Source organism: Agrobacterium sp. SOY23, assembly GCF_027212525.1.
GTDB classification, from domain to species: Bacteria; Pseudomonadota; Alphaproteobacteria; order Rhizobiales; family Rhizobiaceae; genus Agrobacterium; species Agrobacterium tumefaciens_I.
Genome location: NZ_JAPWDT010000004.1, coordinates 62146 through 85291 on the forward strand (window position 1 = coordinate 62146; position 23146 = coordinate 85291).

Below are 23146 nucleotides of genomic sequence, written 5' to 3' on the forward strand. Positions count from 1 at the left end.
TGAAAATGCCGGGCTTTCGCCCGGCATCGGTTTATTGGTGAAACACCAGGGTTATTTCTTCTTCGGCACCTTCGGCACCGTGTTGGTCTTGCGGCGCGGCTTGTCCTCGTCCGCCTTGTCCGCCTCGGCAACAAGAACATCCGCATCCTCATTGGCCTTCGCCGCCTTCGAGGCCGGTTTTGCCTTGGCCTTTGCCTTGCCCGGCGATTTCGCCGCCTTCAGCTCGGCTTCCGGCTGCGGCTTCACGGGTGCGGTCTCCGGCAGAACCTCAAGGATCAAACCGTCGGAGCCGTCATCCTTCTTACCAACGGTGACGCTGACGACGCCGCCCTTCTTCAGCTTGCCAAAGAGGATTTCATTGGCGAGCGGCTTCTTGATGTTCTCCTGGATCACGCGCGACAGCGGGCGAGCGCCCATCTTTTCGTCGTAACCCTTCTCCGCCAGCCAGGAGATCGCATCTTCATGCAGATCGAAGGTGACGTTGCGCTCGGAGAGCTGGGTTTCCAGCTGCATGACGAACTTCTGCACGACCTTGTGGATAACGGCGGTCGGCAGCGGCGAGAACGGAATGATCGCATCCAGACGGTTGCGGAATTCCGGCGTGAACAGGCGGTTGATTGCCTCTTCATCCTCACCCGTGCGGCGCGAAGAGCCGAAACCGATCGCCGATTTCGCCATTTCGGACGCACCCGCATTGGTCGTCATGATGAGGATGACGTTGCGGAAATCGATCTTTTTGCCGTTATGGTCGGTCAGCGAGCCATGGTCCATCACCTGCAACAGGATGTTGTAGATATCCGGATGCGCCTTCTCGATTTCGTCCAGCAGCACCACGGAATGCGGATGCTGGTCGACGCCATCGGTGAGGAGACCGCCCTGATCGAAGCCGACATAACCGGGAGGTGCCCCGAGCAGGCGAGACACGGTATGCCGTTCCATATATTCCGACATGTCGAAGCGCAGCATCTCGACGCCGAGCGAGGCGGCAAGCTGCTTGGCCACTTCCGTCTTGCCCACGCCCGTGGGGCCGGAGAAGACGTAAGAGCCGATCGGCTTGTTCGGTTCGCGCAGGCCCGCGCGCGCCAGCTTGATGGCGGTGGCCAGCGCCTCGATGGCGATGTCCTGACCATAAACGACCGAGCGCAGTTCCTTTTCGAGATTGGCGAGAACCATCTCGTCGTCCTTGGAGACCGTCTTCGGGGGAATGCGGGCCATCGTTGCGATGGTGGCCTCGATTTCCCGTTCGGTGATCAGCTTGCGGCGCTTGGACGCCGGCAGCAGCATCTGCGCCGCACCGGTCTCGTCGATCACGTCGATCGCCTTGTCCGGCAGCTTGCGGTCGGAGATGTAGCGGGCCGACAGCTCGACGGCAGCCTTGATCGCCTCATTGGAATATCTGAGGTGATGGTAATCCTCGAAATAGGGCTTCAGGCCCTTCATGATCGCGATGGCGTCATCGATGGACGGTTCGTTGACGTCGATCTTCTGGAAACGACGCACAAGCGCGCGGTCCTTCTCGAAGAACTGGCGATATTCCTTGTAGGTGGTCGAGCCGATGCAGCGGATCGCACCCGAGGACAGCGCCGGCTTCAGCAGGTTCGATGCATCCATTGCGCCGCCGGAGGTGGCGCCGGCACCGATGACGGTGTGGATTTCATCGATGAACAGAACCGCGCCCGGAAACTCCTCGAGTTCCTTGACGACCTGCTTCAGGCGTTCTTCGAAATCACCGCGATAGCGGGTTCCGGCAAGCAGCGTGCCCATATCGAGCGAGAAGATCGTGTCATTGGCGAGAGCCTCCGGCACCTTGCCCTCGACGATGCGCTTGGCCAGACCTTCGGCGATCGCCGTCTTGCCCACGCCGGGATCGCCCACATAAAGCGGGTTGTTCTTGGAGCGGCGGCAAAGAATCTGGATCGTGCGGTTGACCTCGTCATGACGGCCGATCAGCGGATCGATCTTGCCGTTTTTCGCCTTTTCATTGAGGTTGACGCAATAGGCTTTCAGCGCATCCTGCTGCTTCTTGGCGGAAGATCCATCTTCCTCGGGATTGCTGCGGCTCGCCTTGTTTTCGCTTTCCGGCTCATCGGCACCCCGCGGCGCGCGCGTCTGCGACGTGCCCGGGCGCTTGCCGATGCCGTGGGAGATGTAATTGACCGCGTCATACCGGGTCATTTCCTGTTCCTGCAGGAAATAGGCGGCATGGCTTTCACGCTCGGCGAAAATGGCGACGAGCACATTTGCGCCGGTCACTTCCTCGCGGCCGGATGACTGAACATGGATGACGGCGCGCTGGATGACGCGCTGGAAGCCGGATGTGGGTTTGGAATCCTCGTCGTAACCGGTGACGAGGTTGGTCAGTTCATTGTCGACATAGTCGCTGACGGTCTTGCGCAGCGCATCGAGATCGACATTGCAGGCAGCCATCACGGCGGCGGCATCCGCGTCGTCGATCAGCGCCAGAAGCAGGTGTTCGAGCGTCGCATATTCGTGGTGACGCTCATTTGCAAAGGTCAGTGCCTGGTGCAGCGCCTTCTCGAGACTTGGGGAAAAAGTTGGCACGTTGCGATCCTCATTTCTTTTCCATGACGCATTGCAGCGGATGCTGGTGCTGTCGGGCGAAATCCATGACCTGGCTTACTTTCGTCTCTGCGACCTCATATGTAAACACCCCGCATTCGCCCACGCCGTGCTGGTGCACGTGCAGCATGATGCGGGTTGCCGCTTCGCGATCCTTCTGGAAAAACCGTTCCAGAATATGGATGACGAATTCCATGGGAGTGTAGTCGTCATTCAGTAAAAGAACACGGTACAAATTCGGTCTTTTCGTCTTTGGCTTGACGCGGGTGATAACAGACGTTCCGCGGTTGGTGCCGCCCCCGTCTTCCCCTTCGCCCTCGCCCTGCATGTAGATCGGCTTAGCGATCATCTTTCATCATTCTCCAAACTGTTCTCAAACCGACAGTTCTTTGCCAGGAGGGAGAACTTCGCCTCTTCATATCTAGGTCGTTAAGACGCGATTTTAAGCCCCTTGCGAAACGGTGCAATCACTATTGCGTTTGCGAAGAGGCAAACCTCGGGAAAAGTACGGTTGCGGAGGCTGCAAGCGGCGCAAGGAGAGACGAACCGGCAGGAACGGCACATTTCAGCCCGGACATAAACGCAGGGGCAGGTCATGGCGCAGGCGAATCCCGTTCGCCGCCGCCAGCCCTACTCCTTGTCGTCGAGCATTTCGCGAACGGCGATGGCGAGCTGCTTCAGCGAGAACGGTTTTGGCAGAAAGCCGAACTTGGCGTCCGCCGGCAGGTTTTTCGCGAAAGCATCCTCGGCATAACCCGAAACGAAGATGAATTTCAGGTCCGGATAAGACTTGCGCAATTCCCGCAGCAGCGACGGGCCGTCCATTTCCGGCATCACGACGTCGGAGACGACGATATCGACCTTGCCTTCCAGCTCCTCCATCACCTCCAGCGCCTCGGTGCCTGAGCCGGCCTCATGCACGGTGTAGCCGCGGGTTTCCAGCATGCGCTTGCCACCGCGCCGCACCGCCTCCTCGTCTTCCACGAGAAGCACGACGGCGGATTTGCCGGTGAGGTCCAGCGGTTCTTCCTTCACCGGCTCGGCTGCGACGACCGGAGCAAGTGCTGCCTCGCCGGGCTGCTGTCCGTTGGCCTGAACGGCCTCCACGACATGGCGCGGCAGGTAAATGCGGAAGGCCGTTCCCTTGCCCATTTCCGATTCGGGATAGATGTAGCCGCCCGACTGCTTGACGATGCCATAGACCATGGACAGACCAAGGCCCGTGCCCTTGCCGACTTCCTTGGTGGTGAAGAAGGGCTCGAAGATCTTGTCCATGATCTCGGGCGGAATGCCGGTACCGTTATCGGCGACTTCCACCATGACCATGTCTTCGGCCGGGAATTCGGGTCGGCCAAGCGCTGCGACTTCCTCCGCATCGACGTTGCGCGTCCGGATGGTGATCTTGCCGCCATCCGGCATGGCGTCGCGCGCATTGACGCAGAGATTGATGAGCACCTGCTCGAATTGCGAAAGATCGGTCTTCACTGGCCAGAGATCGCGGCCGTAATCGACCTCCAGCTTGACATTGGTGCCGGAAATCAACCGGTCCACCAGCATGCGCAGATCGCCGATAACATCCGTCAGGTTGAGGACGGCCGGACGCATCGTCTGCTTGCGCGAGAAAGCGAGAAGCTGGCGTACCAGCACGGCGGCGCGGTTGGCGTTGCGTTTGATCTCCATGAGATCGGCAAAGCTCGGGTCGGCGGGCCGCGCCTGCAGCAGCAGATGGTCGGACGAGAGCAGGATGGCGGTGAGAACGTTGTTGAAGTCATGGGCGATGCCGCCCGCAAGCGTACCCACCGCATTCATCTTCTGGGTCTGCGCCATCTGGGTCTCGAGCGCCTTCTGCTCTGTCACCTCGATGGCATAAACGATCGCCACCTCTTCTGGTGCCTCATCGTCCTGGTCGATGACGGCGTTGACGTAGAAACGGAAGTGACGGCCCTCGTCGCTCGGATGGCGGGAATCGAAGGGCGCAATATCGCCCTGGCGATCCTTGGCCTCGGCCAGCGCCTGCTCGAGCCTCGGTTTCTCGTTGTCGTGAAGGACGGTTTCAAGTGCCACGCCGCGATCAATATCGTCGCGCCCAACGACGCCGGAGAACAATTTCAGGAAAGGCGCATTTATGCGCAGGATGCGGCCTTCGCCGTCAAGCGAGGCGATCGCCATCGGCGTATTGTTGAAGAAGCGCGTGAAGCGCATGGCAGAGGAGGATTCCGTGTCCTCCTGCCCCTTCGGGCGCATCAGAACGATCGTCCGGCTCTCACCCGGCGCGCCATCCCTTGCGGTGACCTGATGCACGAGACGGGCCGGCATGCTTTGGCCGTTCACCCGGCGCATGTCGAGATCGAGGATTTCGGTGCGCTTTGCCGTGCCCTGGGGATGCACCGATTCGATCAGCGCCATGCCTTCGCCGGCGACGATATCCGAAATGGTCATCGAGCCCGGCGAAAACTGCGCCAGATCGATGCCGAGCCATTCGGAAAGGGTGGCATTCAGATAAACGATCTCGCCCTTGCGGCCGGCGGAAAAGAAACCGGCCGGCGCGTGATCGAGATAATCGATGGCATTCTGCAATTCGCGAAAGAAGCGTTCCTGATCCTCGCGCTCCGGCGTGATGTCGGCGATCTGGAAAACGTGCAGCCCCTCGCCGCCCGCATCCTTCAGCACCCGGCCCTTCAGCCTGTACCAATGCGGACCTTTGCCGGAATCCTCTCCGAGCGGCTTCAGCAGCCGGAATTCCTCGTAACCGTCACGGCCCTCACGCAGCACGTTGATGAGCCGGTACAGCGCTTCGGTCGATTCCCGGCTGCGCGACAAAAGCGTCTCGAGGCTCTGTATGTCGCTCGCCCTGGTGGTGCCGCTCATGCGGCAATAGGTGGCGTTGGCATAGATCATATGCCCCTTGGCGTCGGTGATCAGCGTGCCGTCGGGATGGGCCGAGAGAAACCGGCGGGCAAGCCCGTCCGATTGCGATTGCGGCATGACCTCGATGAAACCGATGATCGACGAGACCAGAAAAAAGATGCCCATCATGGCCAGCACGCCGAGAATGCCGAGCACGATTTCGTTTTCCAGCGAATCCTTGAAATAAACGAAGGCGGCCGCCGCCGCGATCAGCACCAGCGCCAGAAGCAGAATGCGCAAGACCGTGCCGGAACGGGCACGCCTGTCCACCAGCGGAAGGTCGTTGTCGCTTGTCTCGCGCACCCGTGTCATCTTGGCCTCGCAGTCGTGCAGGTCGTCATTCGGTCAGCCTTATTCCGTCGACGGAATCGGGCAGCAGAATTTCTTGTAGCAACTCACTTGACCGTCAAAAAGCTCCGCCACGACACAAAGGCTTAAAAACGCACAGCGAAAACGGCCTGAAAGGTGTATAAAGGCGTTGAAAGATCACTGCCGGGTGCAGGTCAGCTCCTTCACCTGGCATTGAATGCGTGGCGCGGAACAAATGATCTTGCCATCGGTGACGGTGCAAACCGAGCATCCGTCCGTGAAATCAAGGCAGGACGGATTGTCTCGCACGAATTCCGCCATGGTGGCGGCGTTTTGGGGCGCCTTGTCATCTGCCGCAGCCTGATACGGAAAAACGAAAGCCGGCAGCAACAAAAAAAACGCGGCAAAGAGACAGGATGCAGGAGACCTGCCAACATGCAATGTCCTGATCATTTATGACCGCTCCTGGGGCGAAAGAATTGCAACCTTCACTGTCTTTCAGCATTGAAGGACGGGATATGGTGTTTTGGTGGCGTCGTCCGGTTGATACGGTGATCCTGTGGGGCGAAATGAATAAACCTTGTATCGCGCCCAAAAAAATCGTCTTTTCCTGCTTGATGTTCACGTTATAGGAACCACGGCAATATTAATTGCCCAAGAAACTAAAAGCCAAAAAATCTGAAGGGATGATCTCCATGATGGAAGATTTTATCGGCACCTATGGAAACAATCTCATCGTCGCCGTCGTCGGTGTGGGTGTGGCGCTTCTCGTTCTGGCGATCGCTTTGTGGCTTCTGCGCAGGCGCAACGGTTCGGCTCCCTTTATTCGCGGCGGCCGCAACCGCCAGCCGCGCCTGCAGGTTCTCGATGCGACGGCCGTGGATGCCCGCCGCCGTCTGGTGCTGGTGCGCCGCGACAATGTCGAACATCTGGTCATGATCGGCGGCCCGACCGATATCGTCATCGAAAGCGGTATCGGTGCGATCCCCATCGTCAGGGACGTGCAGGAGCCGGAATTGAAGGCGCTGCCGCGCCAGGAAAGCGAGCAGAAAAGAGCCGAGCCGCCGATTCCCCAGGAACGTCGCGCCGCCCTGCCGCAGCAACAAGCGCCGGTTCCAGCCGCAGCGCCCGTTTCCGTCGCCGAAGAACCCGTGAAGCAGCCGCAGCGGCCTGAGCCTCCTGCCCCGGCTCCGCGCCCTGCCCCGGTCTCCGCAACGGTTACGCCGCCGCCCCGCCCGTCGGCACCGCCGCAACCCACCGCTGCGCCCGTAACGGCGCGTGAACCCGTTCCCCCGGCAAGACCGGCGGCACCCGAGCGGGAAACCGCGCGCCCCGCGCCGCCGCCGATACCGGTGGCTGTCGCCGCCCCGGCTGCCGCCATTTTGCCCGCTGCCGCCGCAACGCTCGACATGGCTGCGGAACGGCCCGAGCAGAAGCGTTCCGAGCCTGCCGCATCCGCCCCAGCGCCCGTGGCGCCGCCCATCATCCCTGCCCAGACCGTCCAGGTGCCTCAGCAGGCAAGGGCGGCGGAAGAACGGTCGTCCGAGTTTGCGCCGCCGGTCTTTACCGCACGCGAGCCGGTGATCGACCAATCCATCGCCGCCGATTTCCTCGATGCCGCACGGGAGCGGGTTCTTCCCGGCCTGACGCCCGGACAGAATACGCCGCCCGCCGCCTTCGCGCCGAAGCCTGAAAATCCGGCCATGGCCACCAACGACGCCGAGCCGAAATTTTCCGACGAACTGGCGAGCGATTTCGAAAGCTTTCTTGAGGCGGAGATCGCCAAAAGCAAGGAAGCGGATAATGAGCCGTCAATCGCCCCTGCCGGCGAAAAACAGGCCAAGGCGCAGCCCGTCTCGCCGCCCGTCACCGGCGCTTCACCGGACGGTGACGTACAGAAGGAAATGGCGCGTATTTTCGGAGAGCTTTCCGTCACCCGCGACCGCTAGAGCGTTTCCCCTCGAAATGCGACGACACGCCAACTCCATGTCGTCGCATTTCCGGACGGGAAGCCGGGGGCCACTTTTCCCGGAGACGTTCCATGGACGTAGGTTCCGGCGACGGGATCAGGACAGCAAAAAGGGCACGGAAATCGTTTCCGTGCCCTTTTTTAAATGGTGATGCGGTTTTCCGGCCTGCTGGCCGAAACGCCTTATTCGTCGCGGTAGACTTTTTCGCGACGCTCGTGACGCTCCTGCGCCTCGATGGAAAGCGTTGCGATCGGGCGGGCGTCCAGACGCTTGAGGCCGATGGGCTCGCCCGTTTCCTCGCAATAACCGTAGGTGCCGTCTTCGATCCGCTGAAGGGCTGCATCGATCTTCGAGATCAGCTTGCGCTGACGGTCGCGGGCGCGCAATTCGATCGCCCGGTCTGTTTCGGAGGAGGCCCGATCGGCGAGATCGGGGTGATTGGCGCTTTCTTCGGCGAGATGTCCGAGGGTCTCGCGCGCTTCTCTCAGGATGTCATTTTTCCAGGCGACCAGCTTCGCGCGGAAGTAGGCACGCTGGCTGGCATTCATGAACTCGTCGTCTTCCGAGAGTACATATTTGCTAAGATCGATCTTCTCACTCAACGCGATTCTCCTCGAAGAACATCTCAATGCGGCGGTGTATACTCCAATGATATAGGCCGGTTCAAGTCTACAGATCAGTTTTCAGGCATTTTTAAAACTGACACAAAAATCATCTAAATGACTAATTTTTATCCGTTATTGGCGTAGGAGCGATCTCTTCTTCGATCACTTAAGTGCGACTTGCCAACAGGAAAGAGGACTTGCGGTCCCGTGATCCTATCCTGTAGCATTCAGGCCGTGCCCTAGAGTTTCGAACGCCGGTCCCTGCCCTTGACAGCTTCTCCCCTCAGCCGAGTTTATCTTCTGCGCCACGCCAAGGCCGCCTGGGCGGCGCCGGGAGAACGCGATTTCGACCGGGGATTGAACGAGGCCGGTTTTGCCGAGGCGGAGATCATCGCCGACCTTGCCGCCGACCGGCGCTACCACCCCGACGTTCTCCTGTCTTCCACGGCTGCGCGCTGCCGGCAGACGACACAGGCCTGGAAGCGGGCCTTCAACGAAGGCATAGACGTCTTCTACGTCGATGAGATGTATAATGCGCGCAGCGAGACCTATCTTTCCCTCATCGCCGCGCAGACGGACGTGCAGTCGGTCATGCTGGTGGGACACAATCCCACTATGGAGGCGACGCTGGAGGCGATGATCGGCGAGGATCTGCTGCACGCCGCCCTGCCCTCGGGTTTCCCCACATCCGGCCTTGCGGTTCTCGACCACGACGACGGCGCCACGAATGGCAAAAACCGCTGGCGGCTGGTCGACTTCCTCGCACCGGGCAAATAATCGCCGCAGCGCTCAACAAGGATGCCGGGCAAGCAGCCACGCTGAAAATCCGCCGGCACGCTTCTTTTTTGGGCAGCTGCAACTTCCTATATGCAGCCGTGACCGTGAAACACAGCCAGGAAACTGCCATTGCCGCCTTCTCTTACGTCCCTGACAGACAGCGCGCTTATCGCTTTCGATAATCTGGCCGACCGTGCGAGCAACCTCACCCATCCGACATTGCGGCTTGGCGTCACCGGCCTTTCGCGGGCGGGCAAGACGGTTTTCATCTCCTCCCTCGTGCATAACCTCCTGAATGGCGGTCGGTTGCCGCTGTTCGAGGCCATGCGATCCGGGCGCGTCTCGAATGTGCGCCTGGAGCCGCAGCCGGACGACGCCATTCCCCGCTTCCAGTATGAAGACCATATCCAGGCACTGGTGCGCGACAGGCTTTGGCCGGATTCGACACGGGCGATCTCGGAACTTCGGATCACGCTGGATTATCAGAGTGCCAGCGGCTGGGGCCGATGGTTTTCGGCCGGCAAGCTTTCCATCGACATCGTCGACTATCCCGGCGAATGGCTGCTCGACCTGCCGCTGTTGTCGCAGGATTACAAGCAGTTCAGCGATGCGACCGTTGCACTGGCCGGAACCGGCATCCGCGCCGAGCTCGCGCAGGAGTGGCTGGCGATCTCCTCTTCGCTCGATATCAATGCACCCGCCGATGAAATGACGGCGCGTCGTCTGGCGGAAAGTTTCGCTGCCTATCTAAAGGCGTGCAAATCCGACGAAAGGTCGCTCTCCACCCTGCCACCGGGGCGCTTTCTGATGCCGGGCGATCTCGAAGGATCGCCGGCGCTGACCTTCGCGCCGCTTCCGGGCCTGACCGACGAGAAAGCACCGAAAGGCTCGTTGCGCGCCATGATGGAACGGCGCTACGACGCCTATAAATCGATCGTGGTGAAACCCTTCTTCCGCGAACATTTTGCCCGGCTCGACCGGCAGATCGTGCTGATAGACACGCTGCAGGCGGTCAATCGCGGTCCCGAGGCCGTGCAGGATCTGGAGCGGGCGCTGGGCGATGTTCTTGCCTGTTTCCGCCCCGGCACCAACAGCCTGCTGTCGTCGCTGATTGGCCGGCGCATCGACAAGGTGCTGATCGCCGCCACCAAGGCCGACCATCTGCACCATGAAAGCCATGACCGGCTGGAGCGCCTGACCCGCCGTCTGGTGGACCGCGCCATCACCACCATCGGCATGAATGGCGCCGGCATCGAGGTCATGGCGCTTGCCTCCGTGCGTGCCACCAGAGAGGCCAGCGTGCGGCAGGACGGCCACGAACTGCCGGTTATCGTCGGCACACCGATGGCCGGTGAAACCATCAATGGCGAGACCTTCGACGGCAATCGCAAGACGGCGATCTTCCCCGGTGACCTGCCGGATGACCCGGAACCGCTGTTCCGCAGCATCGACAGGGGTGGCGACAAGGCATCGCTGCCCGATGTCAATGTCGTGCGTTTCCGTCCGCCCAATATTGACGAGCCGGGAAGCGGCGGCATCCGGCTTTCCGTTCCCCATATCAGGCTCGACCGCGCCATGCAGTTCCTGTTCGGAGACAAGCTCGCATGAAAGCTCCCACACAAAACGACCCGCAGACGCGCCGTCCCGCGGCTTTCACGCTCGATACCGAGGAGACGGCACGTCCATCCGCCACGCAGAAACGTGCGCCGCGCAGTTTCGGTGCCGAGATTTCGCTGACGCCCGACGAGGATGATCCGTTTCTGGCGCCTGAAGAGATCGACGCCGCCGCATTACCGGTCGCGACGCCGAAGAAAAGCCGATTCTCTTTCGGCAAGCTCGCGCTCGGCGCATTGGGCGTCCTGTTCTCGCTCGCCTTCGGGCTCTGGGCGGATCAGCTTATCCGCAATCTCTTCTCCCGCTCCGACTGGCTGGGCTACACGGCGACGATCGCGCTCATCGTGGCGCTCTTTGCGGTTCTTGCCCTCGTCGGTCGCGAAGTCTTCGGCATCATGCGGCTCAATGCCGTGCAGTCTCTCAAGGCAGACGCCGAGAAGGCGAGCCTCGACAAGAGCCCGAAACCCGCCCGTGCCATCGTCACCCGCCTCAATGCCGTCCTTTCGCACCGGGCCGAAACGGCCAAGGGCCGCGCGGCGCTGAAGGAAACCGAAAACGACGTCATCGACGGCCCACATCTGATCGAGCTTGCCGAACGCGAATTGCTGGTGCCGCTAGACCGGCAGGCCCGTGCCCTCATTCTCAATTCCTCCAAGCGTGTCTCCGTCGTCACTGCGGTGAGCCCGCGCGCGGTGGTCGATCTTGCTTATGTGCTGTTTGAAGTGACGCGGCTGGTGCGCGCCATGGCGGAGCTCTATGGCGGCCGCCCCGGCACGCTCGGCATGCTGAAGCTGCTGCGCGATGTCATTGCCCATCTGGCCGTCACGGGGTCGATTGCCGTCGGCGACGGGCTTGCCCAGCAGGTCCTCGGCCACGGTCTCGCCTCGAAACTCTCCGCCCGTCTCGGCGAAGGTGTCATCAACGGGTTGATGACGGCGCGAATCGGCATTGCGGCGATGGATCTTTGCCGTCCGCTGCCGTTCAGGGCCGTGAAGCGGCCGGGCATCGGCGACTTCATGTCCGATCTCACGCCCGATTTAAGCGGTGGAAAAAGCGGCGAGAAAGCCTGATTTGCCGGGCTCGGACGGTTCAAAAGGTTACGGACGAAGCCGCAAATGAGAGTGAAATAAACCAAGCATTAACCATTCCGCCGGTAGATTGCAGCCTATCGAACAGGCTTCTTCGCCGGGGAAAGTATCATGTATTCGCGCTTCTTTTCGCTTGTGGGCGGACTTGCCGCCATTTTGTCCGTCAGCGGCGGCTTCGGCATGTCTGACGTCCATGCCGCATCGCGCGATCGCGACGACGTCTTCTTCCGTTCCGTGGCCGGAGTTTGGAAGGGTCCGGGCGAAATCGTCGCCGGCAAATACAAGGGCACCAAATTCACCTGCGACCTGACGGGCGAACCGCTCGACGACAAGCAGACCGGCATCAAGCTCGGCGGCACCTGCCGCGTCGGTGTCTTCAGCCAACCCATGTCCGCCGTCATCACCCAGAACGGCAGCAGCTACGAAGGCAAGTTCCTTGATGGCGCCGCCGGCAAGGGTCTTGACATCACTTCCGGTCAGGTGAGCGGTGACAAGGTCGTCGTTGGCATCAACCGCGCCAAGCTCAACGGCGCCATGGTTGCCCGCGTTTCGAACGACAATTCCATGAACATCACCATTTCGGTCAAGGTCGCCGATCAGATGATCCCGGTGATCGGCGTCACGCTGGCCCGTGATATCGACCAGATCGCCGTCGGCTCGATCAAGCCGTAAAAGCCGTAATCTTCTCAGCCATCACCGAGCGGGAGTGTCCACCACTCCCGCTTTTCATTTGCGCGGACAATGCCGCTCCTGTCCACCTGCTGAAGCCATTCCCGCACGGGCTTACCCTTGACCTCGAGGTCAGGGGCGATGTCGGCGAGCGGCATCAGCACGAACGCCCGTTCCGTCATGCGCGGATGCGGCACTTCGATGCTTTCCGTAACGAGAACCTCATTCCCATAGGTCAACACATCGATATCGATGGTGCGCGGGCCCCAGCGCTCCGTCCGCACCCGCTTCATGCCCTTTTCGATATCGAGGCACAGTTGCAGCAGCGCGGGCGCTGAAAGCGAGGTTTCTACCAGCGCGCAGCAATTGAAGAAATCCGCCTGATCCGTCTTGCCCCAGGGCGGCGTGCGGTAAAGGCCGGAAACGGCCAGCACCCGGCAATCGCCATGCCCGTCGAGTTCGCGCAATGCCCGCGCCATGGCGGCGGCGGGATCGCCGATATTGCCTCCGAGGCCCAACGCGGCGACGGTCATTTTCTCAGGCATGGTGCTCAACGCTCACCTGCGCATAGTCGAGAATGCCCGGAACCGGCGCGGATGGCTTGCGCACCGTGATGCGCAGCCAGACGATCTGCGGATAACGCGCGCGAAGCGCCTTGGCGATATCATTCGCCAGCGCCTCGATGAGATAACGGCGCTGCCCGACAACACTTTTTTCGATGACGGCGAAAGCCACGCCATAATCGACGGTGTTTTCGATATCGTCGGTTTCCAGCGCATCACCGGCCTCGACTTCCATCTCGGCATCGACGAAAAAGCGCTGACCCAGCACCTCCTCCTGCTCGAGAAGGCCATGACGGGCGAAAAAGGAACAGTTTTTCAGGATGATGGTATAGCGGCTCATCGCATCGCCTCCATGGCAGGACTGTTTCGCCTGAAAGCCGCGCCATCTTCAGGACACGGCATTCCGGCACTCGTTGATCTACGCATCGGCCTTTGCCGACGCTTTGGCAAGAACCGCATCGGCAATAGCCAGTGCATCACGGGTCGCGGCGACATTATGCACGCGAAAAATCGAAGCACCCGCGAGCCTCAGGATTGCGGTGGTCGCTGCCGTTCCGATATCGCGTTCCTCCGCAACATCCCTGCCCGTCAGCGACCCGATGAAACGCTTGCGCGACGTGCCGGCAAGAACCGGCAGGCCGAAAGCGGCAAGTTCGCCGAAACGTGCCATCAGCTCGACATTTTCGCTTTCGTCCTTGGCAAAGCCGAAACCGGGATCGAGCACGACGGCATCGCGGGCAATTCCCGCATCCTCGGCGATCTCGAGTGAGCGATTGAGGAATTCGAACTGGTCCTTGATGACATCGGCAAGCTTCTGCCGGTCGCGGCCGGTATGCATGACGCAGACACCCGCGCGGGTGGAGGCGACCACGCCCGCCATTTCCCCATCCTTTTGCAGCCCGAAGACGTCATTGACGATATGGGCGCCGGCACTGATCGCCAGCCTTGCCGTCGAAGCGCGATAGGTATCGACGGAAATCAGCACATCGGTCTCGCGGCGCAATTTTTCAATGACCGGCAGCACCCGGTCCTGCTCCTCCGCCCCCGTGACCGCCGCCGCACCCGGCCGTGTGGATTCGCCGCCGATATCGATGATGTCGGCGCCCTCCTCCACGCAGGTCAGCGCATGGGAAAAAGCCGCATCGACGGCAAGATAACGGCCGCCATCGGAAAAGGAATCAGGCGTTGCATTGACGATGGCCATAATACGGCCACGCCCATCAAGTTTCAGGGAGCGGCCATGGGCCGCTTGCCACGCGTTGCTGCCGACTGTTATCACGTAACACGCGCCTTTCGGGAATAACGGAGTGTTATGCCAATTCTTATAAGTTCCGCTCCGCCTATGCAGCAAACCTTTTTCAAGTTCAACCGGAAGGCCGGGTCATGACCAAATCATCACGCGCTCTCTGCGCCGTTTTTGCAGGCGCATTGGCCCTTTCCCTGTCCGGACCGGCTTTTTCCGAAACCATCGTCCGCAAGACCTATTCCTATTTTTCGATCGGCGGCAAAACCGCAGCCGATCTCGACCAGCAGCTTTCCAAACATGGCCCGCTGACCCGCAATACCGGCGCGCGCCATCCCGGTGCCACCGAGATCAAATTTGGCGGCGAACTCACCTATGTCGAGAAAAACGGCCTGTGCAGCGTCGGCACGGCCAAGGTGTTGCTCAACACCCGCATTCTCCTGCCGCAGTGGAAAAACCGCCGCCGCACCTCGGCGGAACTGGCCTTCATCTGGGATACGCTGCTTGCCGATATCAAGCGCCACGAGGAACGTCACGCGGAAATCGCCCGCACCCACGCCCGCTCGCTCGAAAGGCAGCTGACGGGCCTTCGCCCGCAGAAAAACTGCGAGACGCTGCAGGAAATGGTCGGCAAGATCACCCAGACGGTGATGGATGAGCACGATCGCGATCAGTTGCGCTTCGATGTGGTGGAATCGAGAAACTTCGATACCCGCATGACTAGGCTTTTAAAGAACCGGCTGGAACAGGGTCAGAACCGCCGCTGACGCTTGTTGGCTGCCCCTTCCAAATCCCAAGCAACAACAGGGACATGACGTAACGTCATGTCCGATATCACCCGTGAATTCTCGTCATGGTGCGGCCGGCAAGACTCATTGTAGCTTGTTCATACGGTTTGAAATGGTTGCGGCCCACGGCGGGTCCGACGGTTGCAACCGTCTCCGGTTCTCCCGGTGCGCGCTTGAGGGCTCGCAGGTGTTTCCTCCCTCGCCTGCATGCTGCGTACCCGCCTCGCCCCGCTCCCCGCTAACAGGTGAGCGGGGCTTTTTCTATCTCAGACCATACCGAGAGCTTTCAGCCCTGGCGTTCGGGAACATGAACGACGAGACCGTCAAGCTCGTCATTCATCTTGATCTGACAGGAAAGCCGCGAGGTGGGGCGAACGTCGAAGGCGAAATCCAGCATATCCTCTTCCATCGGCTCCGGTCCGCCGACGCGCTCTGCCCAGGCATCGTCGACATAGACGTGGCAGGTCGCGCAGGCGCAGGCGCCGCCGCATTCCGCATCGATGCCGGGAATGGAGTTGCGCACCGCATTCTCCATGACGGTGGAGCCGTTGCTCACGTCGAGTTCATGGGGCGTGCCGTCAAAGGCAACGATGGTCAGTTTTGTCATGCCGGAAATCCAAAATGTGATCTGAGAATTGTTCTAAACACATAGAAAGGCCGGTTCGCCTTGGCAACCCGCTTCAGGGGCGCACAGGCTGAACCGGCCTTGCAAAATGGCAAATTTGATCGCCTGCGCCTTAGCGGCAGAGCTTGAGGATGAAATTTTCGGCTTCGACAATGGCCGCCGCGAGTTTTGCGATCGCCGCGCCGTCATTGCCCTTTTCCTCAACCGCCGCTGCGGCCGCGGACACGGCGGAGGCGCCGACGGCCTGCGCCGCGCCCTTCAGACGGTGGGCCGTTGCCGTGATAGCCTTGGCGTCTGCGCCTGCCATTTCATGCAGGGCGGCGCGGGCGTTGCGGCTGAACAGTTGCAGCACCTCGATCTCCAGATCCTTGTCACCCATGGTCTGCCGGGCGAGATGATCGAAATCGATTGGCTTCTTGCTGGCGGCAGACACGCCGCCGTAATTATCGGGAGCTTCGAAAACAATACTGACCGCTGCCATGGCTGGAATCCTGTCTCACCGTTTCCTGTTTCGTGTCACATATGTGTCGTATTCACGCATGCCGGCGGCTGCTATCGGCTTAAATTACGGCGTGACGCAGGCGAAAATCTTCTGCTATGGTTAATTTATGTTAAACTTATGCGAAACAAGGCGTTCAGCGCGAAACTCAGGTTTAAAAACTGTTAAAAAGCCGACACTTCGCCGCCGCCGCAAATCCGCATTAATTGTTTCGAACACCTAAATGTGTCACTACGGTACTGCCGTTCTCACAGGGCTTAAGCTCAAGCTTTGTTATTGCGGCACAGTGATGTAATTTCGCCCGAAAGCTGGACCACCAGCAATTCGGGATTTGGTAATGGCGGAATTGTTCTCTCGTAAGAGATAATGTTCCGCTGGCATGATGGCGGCAGTCCGCTTGCGGATAGCAAGTGGTCAACGGCATGAAGCCGGGCGTATGTGTAACGAGGCGTAACCGCATGGCGAATAACAAGATCAGCGACTCTGTCGACGAGACTGCATTCCAGGCATTGGAAGATGCCTTGCAGCTTGGCGCTTTCGAAGAAAAGCCGGAATCGCGGAAAACTGCAGCGCCGAAGCAGCCGGAGGCCAGAGTGAAGGAAGCAAGCAGACAGACCCCTGCTCCCGAGGCCGCCCGCGCGCCTGCCGAACAGACGCCCAGATCGCCCAATCTCGAAGCCGCCAATGACGGCTCCAAGCGCAGCCCGGCCATGATCCTGAAATCGCTGGAAGGCGGCTCCATCGGCGGCGCGCTCCGCAACGCCACGATCATGTCGGTCATCTGGGCGCTCGGTGGCCTTGGCATCGCACATCTCCTTTACGGCAATGCGCTGTGGAACATCGGTTCTCTGGCCGATCTTACCGCGATCCCCGGCCTGATGGCGATCGTCGTCGGCATCCTCGTTCCCGTCATGCTGTTCTTCGCCTTCGCTATCATGATGGCGCGCGCCCGCGATCTGCGGAATGCCGCCCGCTCCATGGCCGAAGTCGCCCTTCGCCTTGCGGAACCGGAAACGGTGGCGTCTGACCGCATCATGTCCGTTGGTCAGGCGGTTCGCCGCGAAGTCTCGGCCATGAATGACGGCATCGAGCGCACCATTGCCCGTGCGACGGAACTCGAAACGCTGGTTCATTCCGAAGTCAACGCGCTTGAGCGCAGCTATGCCGACAATGAACTGCGTGTCCGCAGCCTCGTGCAGGAACTGACCGCCGAGCGTGACGCCATCGTCAACCATGCGGAGCGCATTCGCTCCTCCATCGTCGGCGCGCAGGAACAGATCAAGGAAGAACTCTCCATCGTCGGCGAAGAGCTTTCGATGCGGATCGCCACGACCGGCGAAGCTTTCGCCTCGATGATCGACACGCGCTCGGCCGCGCTGCTCGAAAAATCGCGCGCCTCGACCGAAGCGATGGGCAGCCTGATCGCCGCCAAGACGGAAAACCTGCTGCAGGCGCTGAACTCCTCCGGCACGACGATTTCCAACGAATTCGACATGCGCCTGCACAACCTCACCTCGACGCTCGACGAGCGTGGTGAAGTGTTGCTGGAGCGTTTCGCAATCCATGCATCGACGCTGGATAGCGGCGTGGAAAGCCTCAACAGCGCGCTTGAGGAGCGCACCCGCCAGCTTAACGAAACGCTGTCCAACCGCTCGCTGGAACTTAACCGCAATATCGAACGTGGCCAGCAGGTCATCGGCGGTTCGCTGGATACGGTTCTCGACAAGCTTTCGACTACGCTTGAAGAAAAGGGCCTCTCCTTCCGCCAGAGCCTGCAGAGCACGGCCGACGATGCGATCATGGATCTCGATCTTCGCTCCGGCCTCTACGAAGAACGCATGCAGGCGACGGTCGGGCAGGTCAACTCTGCCTTCGACGAGCATGTGGCGCAGTTCGCCAGCGCCTTCGACCAGCGCGCCGGCAGCCTCGACAGCAAGCTGATGGAAAGCCTCGCCCGCATCAACGAAACCGTTGCCGGCGGCTCCGAAGCGCTCGACACCATGCTGAGCGCCGGTTTGGAGCGCATCGGCACCACCATGACCGATCAGTCGCTGGCGCTCGCAACCGCGCTGGGAACGGGTCAGGAAATGCTGGAAAGTGCGCTTGAAAGCCGGACACAGGCCTTCAGCGACGCCATCGGCCAGCGCACCGCCGAAATCACCGATGCCTTCGCCAATTCGCACGAAAAGATCGACGCCGTGCTGGCGGAACGCAGCAATGCCCTGTTCGGCGCGCTTTCGGCCAGCCAGAACCGTTTCGACGAAGCGCTCGCCAGCCGTTCGATGGCGATTACCGGCTCCGTCTCCGGCACGGCCGAGCGTCTTGCCGCCATGCTCGATGAACGCGCAGCCGCGATCAACAGCGTCGTCGCCGATGTCGAGCGTCGCCTTGCCGAAACGCTCGAAACCCGCGCCGCCGCCATCACTGGCGCGGTATCCGGCATCGAGGACCGTATCTCCGACACGCTGGAAAGCCGCACGGCCGCCCTACACGACGTCGTCGCCGGTGCGGAGAGCCGTATCGCCGATACGCTTGACGGCCGCACCGCCGCTCTCTCCAGCGCGATTTCCGGTGTCGAGGAACGCATTGCCGACACCATGGACAGCCGCACTCTGTCTCTCGACATGACCTTCGCCAATGTCGAGGAGCGGCTTTCCGAGACGCTCGACAACCGCACCTCCGCCCTTACCGGCATTGTTGCAAGTGCCGAAGAAAAGATCGCCGGCGCGCTCGACAGCCGCACGGCCACCTTCGGCGACGTGGTTGCCGGTGCCGAAACCCGTATCGCCGAAACGCTCGATGGCCGCACCGCAGCCCTCAACGCCGTGGTTTCGGGTGCCGAAGAGCGCATTGCCGATGCACTCGACAGCCGCACCATGGCGCTCGACATGGCCTTCTCCGGCGCCGAGGAAAAAATCACCGAAGCGCTCGATACCCGCACCGCAGCCCTTGGCGAGCTGGTGGCAGGCGCCGAGACCCGCATTGCCGGCGCGCTCGACAGCCGCACGGATTCGCTGAAGACCGTCGTTTCCGGCGCGGAAGTGCGGATCACCGATGTGCTGGACAGCCGCACCATGGCGCTCGACATGAGCTTCTCCGGTGTGGAAGAAAAGATCGCCGATATTCTCGACGGTCGCACCGCGGCCCTGCACAGTGCCGTTTCCGGCGTCGAGGACCGCATCGCGAGCGCGCTCGACAGCCGCACTTCGGCCCTTTCGGGCATTGTCTCCAGCGCGGAGGAGCGCATCGCGGACGCACTCGACAGCCGCACCGTGGCGCTCGACATGACGATTTCGGGCGTCGAAGAGCGGATCGCCGAGGCGATGGACGCGAGGGCCTCGTCGCTTTCGCTCGCCGCTGCCGGCGTCGGCCAGCGCCTCGAGGCAACCGCCTTTACGCTTGAAAACGCCCTTGCCAGCGGCCACGAGCGGCTGGAAACCATGCTCGGCTCGCAGGCCGAACGCATTGCCGGTTCGCTGGAACGCAATAGCGGTCTGATAGAGCAGAGCGTTTCGGGTGCCGCCAACCGCATCGAAAGCGTCGTGGAGGACGGCAGCAGCCGTTTTGCCCAGACGGTGGAAGAAGGCGTCTCGCGCCTCGAAAGCAATCTGTCGCAGTCTCACGAGGATATCCGCACCACGCTCGAACAGCGCCACGCGGACATCGCCGCCACGCTCACCTCCGCCACCACCCAGATGGGCGACATGCTCTCCGAGCAGGCGATGATGATCGGCACCACGGTCGCCTCCAGCGCCAGCATGCTCGAATTGTCGCTCGAAACCCAGCAGGACACGTTGCAGAAGGCGATCGACGGCAGTGCCGCAACGCTGGAAGAGCGCCTTCGCAACAGCGCCGGCGACATCGCCGTCAAGATCGGTGAAGCCGCCCGCGAAATCGGCGGCGCGACGGATGCCCTGTCCTCGAAAATCGAGACCTCCATCGGCAATGTCACCGCCCGTCTCGATGAGACCGGCTCCCGTATCGAGACGTCGCTCGATACGCTGCAGGCACGCGTCGGTGGCGATCTGGCCAATGTGAACACCTCGATCGAGGATGCCGGCCGCCGCTTTGCTGACGCACTGGAAGACAAGACGGCCGTGTTCGCCCGCACCAGCGATGAGGCCGCCGAGCGCATCACCGGCATTCTGGACGAGCAGACGACGCGTGTCGCAGACACGTTCGAAAACCGCACCAGCCGTCTGGCCGAAACCTTCGATGCCGGCACGGCCCGTATCGACGAACGCCTCGGCACCATGGACCGGGCGCTGACGATCGGCCTCGACAATGTCAACCGCACCATCGAAGGCAAGGCGAGCGATCTGGCCGTCAGCCTGCGTGGCGCGGTCACCTCCGCCACCCAGAATATCGGCGACGAAGCGGCTCGCTCCTCTGCCCTGCTCGCCAAGTCCGGCTCGGAATTCGCCGAACAGGTGCAGGCGCAGAACGAGGCCTTCACCAAGGCCATCGAGGAACGCTCCGGCGAGATCGTCAACCGCATTTCCGATGCGCAGACACGCCTCTCCGGTCAGGCCGCCGCAGTCGCCCAGACCTTCTCCGAAGCGGGCAACATCATCGTCAACAAGGTGGCCGAAGCCGAAGCCGTCGTGCGCTCTCAGGTCGGTGTCATTTCCGAGACGCTGACGGGTGTGGAATCCGCCCTCGATGCCCGCGGCGAATCCATTCGCTCGGCGCTGGACAACCGCACCCGCGAACTCAACTCGATGCTGGCCAGCCGTTCTGCCGAACTGTCGCGCCTGATCGAAGAGAAGGCGAAACCCGTCGTCGACGAATATGCCAATATCGGCCGGGAAGCTGCCGAAAAGATCGTCTCCGCTGCCCAGCAGAGCGCAGATCTTCTGTCGCAGAGCAATAGCGGCATGGTCGGCATGGTGGAGCAGGCGATCAGCGATTATGCCAATGCCGGAACGGATGCGGCAAGCAAGCTCGTTGCCGCCACGCGCCAGAGCACCGACATGTTGTCCGAGACCCATACCGCCATGGCGGATGCCGTCGAACAGGGTATCGACAAATATGCTCGCGCCGGCAGCGATGCGGCCAACAAGCTGGTCGCCGCCACCCGGCAGAGCACGGATATGCTGTCGCAGACCCATAACAGTATGGCCGAAATCGTCGAGCAGTCGGCAACCAACTTCAACTCCGCCGTCGAGCGTGCCGCTCAGGGCTTCGGCGCGGCCGATGAAGCGCTGAACGCCTCTGCGACCCGCTTCTCCGAATCCGCCTCGCAGGCCGCCGACATGGTCTCCAGTTCCAGCCGTCTGCTCGAAGGAAAGATCGACCGCCTGTCGAATATCTCCGGTCAGACGCTGGCGCAGGTTGCCGGCATCGTCGGACGCTTCGAGGAACATTCGAAGGTACTGAGCCAGGCGTCGGAACTGCTCAATGCAGCACAGTCGAGCCTCGTCGGCACGCTGGAAGAACGTCAGGACGCGCTTCGCAGCCTGTCGGTCGGCCTTGTCAAGCGTTCCGAAGAAATCGAAAGCGCCATGCGCAACGTCGTCGGCGTCGTGGAAAACACCCTCAACGAGGCCGAGGAGCGTTCGCAGAATGTCGCGGGTAATCTGCGTGACAATCTGCAGGCCTCCTTCTCCGATATCGGCCGCTCGCTCGACGAGACGGAACAGCGCGCCCGCTCGGCGGCACAGACCATGCGGGGCGCCCTGCTCTCCGCCGGTCAGGATGCCAGCCGCTCGATCGAAAGCACGCTCTCCGACGCGCAGAAATATTCCGACGAGCTGGTCAACCGCCTGCGCGGCGGTGTCGAATCCTCGCTCTCCGAAGTCGACAACCTTCTGGGCAGTGCCTCGGAAAAATCCAACGCCGCGGCAGCCAACCTCAAGGAAACGCTGCGCCAGGCCGTCGAGGAGGCCGTCAGCCGCTTTGCCGGTGCGACGGACGAAATCCGCCGCTCCAGCCACGATATCCGCCGCGAACTGGATGCGACCCGCGCCGAACTGAAGCGCGGAGCCTTCGACCTGCCGGAAGAAGCCAAGGAAAGTGCGGCTGCCATGCGCCGCGCCGTTTCCGAACAGATCAAGGCCCTGCAGGATATTTCCCAGCTCGTCGGTCGCTCGACCCACCAGATGGAAGTGTCCGAACCCGTCGCCCGGGCCATTGCGGCAACCCAGCCCGCCGCAGAACGCCGCGTCGAGCCGCGTCCGCAGCCGGCAGCAGCCGCTCCGGTGCAGCAGCGCCCGGCGCAGGCGCAGCCTGCCCCCGCATTGCGTGGTGCGCTGCCGCTTGAGAACCGCCAGGTCGAAAACCGCCAGGCACCTGCCCCGGCACAGCCGGTCGCGACCAACCCGGCCGGGCGCCGGGAAGAAGGTGGCGGCTGGATCAGCGATCTGCTGCGCGGTGCGTCCCAGGAGACGCCCACAGCGTCCACACCGCGCGCCGGCACTGAGCAGCAGCCGACCCGTGCGGCCGACACCCGCAATCCGCGCCACATGGTGGAATCGCTGAACTCGCTTTCGGTCGATATCGCCCGCGCCATCGATCACGACGCATCGGTGGAACTGTGGCGCCGTTACCAGCGCGGCGAGCGCGACGTCTTCACCCGTCGCCTCTACACGCTGAAGGGCCAGACGACATTTGACGAGATCAAGCGCAAATACGAGCGCGAAGCGGAATTCCGCACCGCCGTGGACCGCTACATCACCGATTTCGAGAAACTGCTGGCCGACGTGGCCCGCACCGACCGCGACCGGACCGTCACCCAGTCCTACCTCACCTCCGATACCGGCAAGGTCTATACGATGCTTGCCCATGCGGCGGGCCGGTTTAATTGACCGACAGATGCTGAAATGACAAAACCCCGGTCAAGACCGGGGTTTTTCTTTTAGCTTTCTGGCTTTTTCGTCGCGCCTCAACGGCGCGAACTTATCCTGCTCC

Annotated in this window: 17 protein-coding genes; 7 read left to right on the top strand and 10 right to left on the bottom strand. The window is 61.5% G+C overall.

Annotation, left to right across the window (positions count from 1 at the left end; translation table 11 throughout):
- Window positions 1-51: 51 nt before the first annotated feature.
- The 4 genes from clpA to O3S81_RS12555 form a co-directional block, all read right to left on the bottom strand.
- Window positions 52-2562, bottom strand: coding sequence for an ATP-dependent Clp protease ATP-binding subunit ClpA (gene clpA, locus O3S81_RS12540; protein WP_269343634.1), 2511 nt, complete (start codon window positions 2560-2562; stop codon window positions 52-54).
- A gap of 10 nt (window positions 2563-2572) precedes the next feature.
- Entirely contained in the window at window positions 2573-2929 is a 357-nt protein-coding gene (clpS, locus tag O3S81_RS12545) for an ATP-dependent Clp protease adapter ClpS (protein ID WP_003502541.1), read from the bottom strand.
- A gap of 281 nt (window positions 2930-3210) precedes the next feature.
- Entirely contained in the window at window positions 3211-5799 is a 2589-nt protein-coding gene (gene cckA, locus O3S81_RS12550; RefSeq protein WP_269343636.1) for a cell cycle histidine kinase CckA, read from the bottom strand.
- A 174-nt stretch (window positions 5800-5973) separates the two neighbouring features.
- The gene (locus O3S81_RS12555) at window positions 5974-6249 is read right to left on the bottom strand and encodes a hypothetical protein (protein WP_269343638.1); all 276 of its coding nucleotides are present in this window, start codon (window positions 6247-6249) and stop codon (window positions 5974-5976) included.
- Window positions 6250-6482: 233 nt separating this feature from the next.
- Between O3S81_RS12555 and O3S81_RS12560 the strand changes: the two genes are divergently transcribed.
- Entirely contained in the window at window positions 6483-7745 is a 1263-nt protein-coding gene (locus tag O3S81_RS12560; RefSeq protein ID WP_269343640.1) for a flagellar biosynthetic protein FliO, read from the top strand.
- Window positions 7746-7948: 203 nt separating this feature from the next.
- Here the strand turns inward: O3S81_RS12560 and dksA are convergent, their stop codons facing one another.
- Window positions 7949-8368 carry an RNA polymerase-binding protein DksA gene (gene dksA, locus O3S81_RS12565; RefSeq protein ID WP_003496274.1) on the bottom strand — a complete coding sequence of 140 codons (420 nt, stop codon included), beginning with the start codon at window positions 8366-8368 and terminating at the stop codon, window positions 7949-7951.
- 303 nt (window positions 8369-8671) lie between these two features.
- On the opposite strand from dksA, the gene O3S81_RS12570 reads away from it, so the two are divergent.
- From O3S81_RS12570 to O3S81_RS12585, 4 genes are all read left to right on the top strand, one after another.
- Window positions 8672-9148, top strand: a complete 477-nt coding sequence (locus O3S81_RS12570) for a SixA phosphatase family protein (protein ID WP_269344418.1) — start codon at window positions 8672-8674, stop codon at window positions 9146-9148.
- A gap of 129 nt (window positions 9149-9277) precedes the next feature.
- Window positions 9278-10756, top strand: coding sequence for a YcjX family protein (locus tag O3S81_RS12575; protein ID WP_269343641.1), 1479 nt, complete (start codon window positions 9278-9280; stop codon window positions 10754-10756).
- Window positions 10753-11832, top strand: a complete 1080-nt coding sequence (locus O3S81_RS12580; RefSeq protein ID WP_269343642.1) for a YcjF family protein — start codon at window positions 10753-10755, stop codon at window positions 11830-11832. The genes O3S81_RS12575 and O3S81_RS12580 overlap by 4 nt, the downstream gene beginning before the upstream one ends.
- 129 nt (window positions 11833-11961) lie before the next feature.
- Window positions 11962-12522, top strand: a complete 561-nt coding sequence (locus O3S81_RS12585; protein WP_269343644.1) for a hypothetical protein — start codon at window positions 11962-11964, stop codon at window positions 12520-12522.
- Window positions 12523-12536: 14 nt separating this feature from the next.
- Here O3S81_RS12585 and folK read toward each other — a convergent pair whose 3' ends face one another.
- The 3 genes from folK to folP all read right to left on the bottom strand — a co-directional run bounded on the left by folK (window position 12537) and on the right by folP (window position 14361).
- Window positions 12537-13064, bottom strand: coding sequence for a 2-amino-4-hydroxy-6-hydroxymethyldihydropteridine diphosphokinase (folK, locus tag O3S81_RS12590; RefSeq protein WP_331284194.1), 528 nt, complete (start codon window positions 13062-13064; stop codon window positions 12537-12539).
- Window positions 13057-13422: a dihydroneopterin aldolase gene (folB, locus tag O3S81_RS12595; protein ID WP_269343646.1), complete on the bottom strand. Its 366-nt coding sequence runs from the start codon at window positions 13420-13422 to the stop codon at window positions 13057-13059. Before folB ends, folK begins: the two co-directional genes overlap by 8 nt.
- A 78-nt stretch (window positions 13423-13500) precedes the next feature.
- Window positions 13501-14361: a dihydropteroate synthase gene (folP, locus tag O3S81_RS12600; protein ID WP_442864914.1), complete on the bottom strand. Its 861-nt coding sequence runs from the start codon at window positions 14359-14361 to the stop codon at window positions 13501-13503.
- A 104-nt stretch (window positions 14362-14465) separates the two neighbouring features.
- Between folP and O3S81_RS12605 the strand changes: the two genes are divergently transcribed.
- A complete protein-coding gene (locus O3S81_RS12605; RefSeq protein WP_269343650.1) occupies window positions 14466-15092 on the top strand; it encodes a DUF922 domain-containing Zn-dependent protease in 627 nt (208 codons plus the stop codon).
- Window positions 15093-15399: 307 nt separating this feature from the next.
- On the opposite strand, the gene O3S81_RS12610 is transcribed toward O3S81_RS12605, so the two are convergent.
- The gene (locus O3S81_RS12610; RefSeq protein ID WP_003502527.1) at window positions 15400-15720 is read right to left on the bottom strand and encodes a 2Fe-2S iron-sulfur cluster-binding protein; all 321 of its coding nucleotides are present in this window, start codon (window positions 15718-15720) and stop codon (window positions 15400-15402) included.
- Between the two features lie 130 nt (window positions 15721-15850).
- Complete coding sequence (locus O3S81_RS12615) at window positions 15851-16219, bottom strand: Hpt domain-containing protein (protein ID WP_269343653.1); 369 nt, start codon at window positions 16217-16219, stop codon at window positions 15851-15853.
- 476 nt (window positions 16220-16695) lie between these two features.
- Between O3S81_RS12615 and O3S81_RS12620 the strand changes: the two genes are divergently transcribed.
- Window positions 16696-23043 (top strand): hypothetical protein, encoded by a 6348-nt coding sequence (locus O3S81_RS12620; protein ID WP_269343654.1) that lies wholly within the window; start codon window positions 16696-16698, stop codon window positions 23041-23043.
- Window positions 23044-23146: the final 103 nt, after the last annotated feature.

What these genes read in the sequence shown, in the direction of transcription:
- O3S81_RS12605 (WP_269343650.1), top strand. Translation starts at nt 14,466, where the DNA reads ATGACCAAATCATCACGCGCTCTCTGCGCCGTTTTTGCAGGCGCATTG.
- O3S81_RS12560 (WP_269343640.1), top strand. Translation starts at nt 6,483, where the DNA reads ATGATCTCCATGATGGAAGATTTTATCGGCACCTATGGAAACAATCTC.
- O3S81_RS12580 (WP_269343642.1), top strand. Translation starts at nt 10,753, where the DNA reads ATGAAAGCTCCCACACAAAACGACCCGCAGACGCGCCGTCCCGCGGCT.
- O3S81_RS12620 (WP_269343654.1), top strand. Translation starts at nt 16,696, where the DNA reads ATGGCGAATAACAAGATCAGCGACTCTGTCGACGAGACTGCATTCCAG.
- O3S81_RS12555 (WP_269343638.1), bottom strand. Translation starts at nt 6,249, where the DNA reads ATGATCAGGACATTGCATGTTGGCAGGTCTCCTGCATCCTGTCTCTTT.
- folB (WP_269343646.1), bottom strand. Translation starts at nt 13,422, where the DNA reads ATGAGCCGCTATACCATCATCCTGAAAAACTGTTCCTTTTTCGCCCGT.
- clpS (WP_003502541.1), bottom strand. Translation starts at nt 2,929, where the DNA reads ATGATCGCTAAGCCGATCTACATGCAGGGCGAGGGCGAAGGGGAAGAC.
- O3S81_RS12615 (WP_269343653.1), bottom strand. Translation starts at nt 16,219, where the DNA reads ATGGCAGCGGTCAGTATTGTTTTCGAAGCTCCCGATAATTACGGCGGC.
- O3S81_RS12610 (WP_003502527.1), bottom strand. Translation starts at nt 15,720, where the DNA reads ATGACAAAACTGACCATCGTTGCCTTTGACGGCACGCCCCATGAACTC.
- cckA (WP_269343636.1), bottom strand. Translation starts at nt 5,799, where the DNA reads ATGACACGGGTGCGCGAGACAAGCGACAACGACCTTCCGCTGGTGGAC.
- O3S81_RS12585 (WP_269343644.1), top strand. Translation starts at nt 11,962, where the DNA reads ATGTATTCGCGCTTCTTTTCGCTTGTGGGCGGACTTGCCGCCATTTTG.
- folK (WP_331284194.1), bottom strand. Translation starts at nt 13,064, where the DNA reads ATGCCTGAGAAAATGACCGTCGCCGCGTTGGGCCTCGGAGGCAATATC.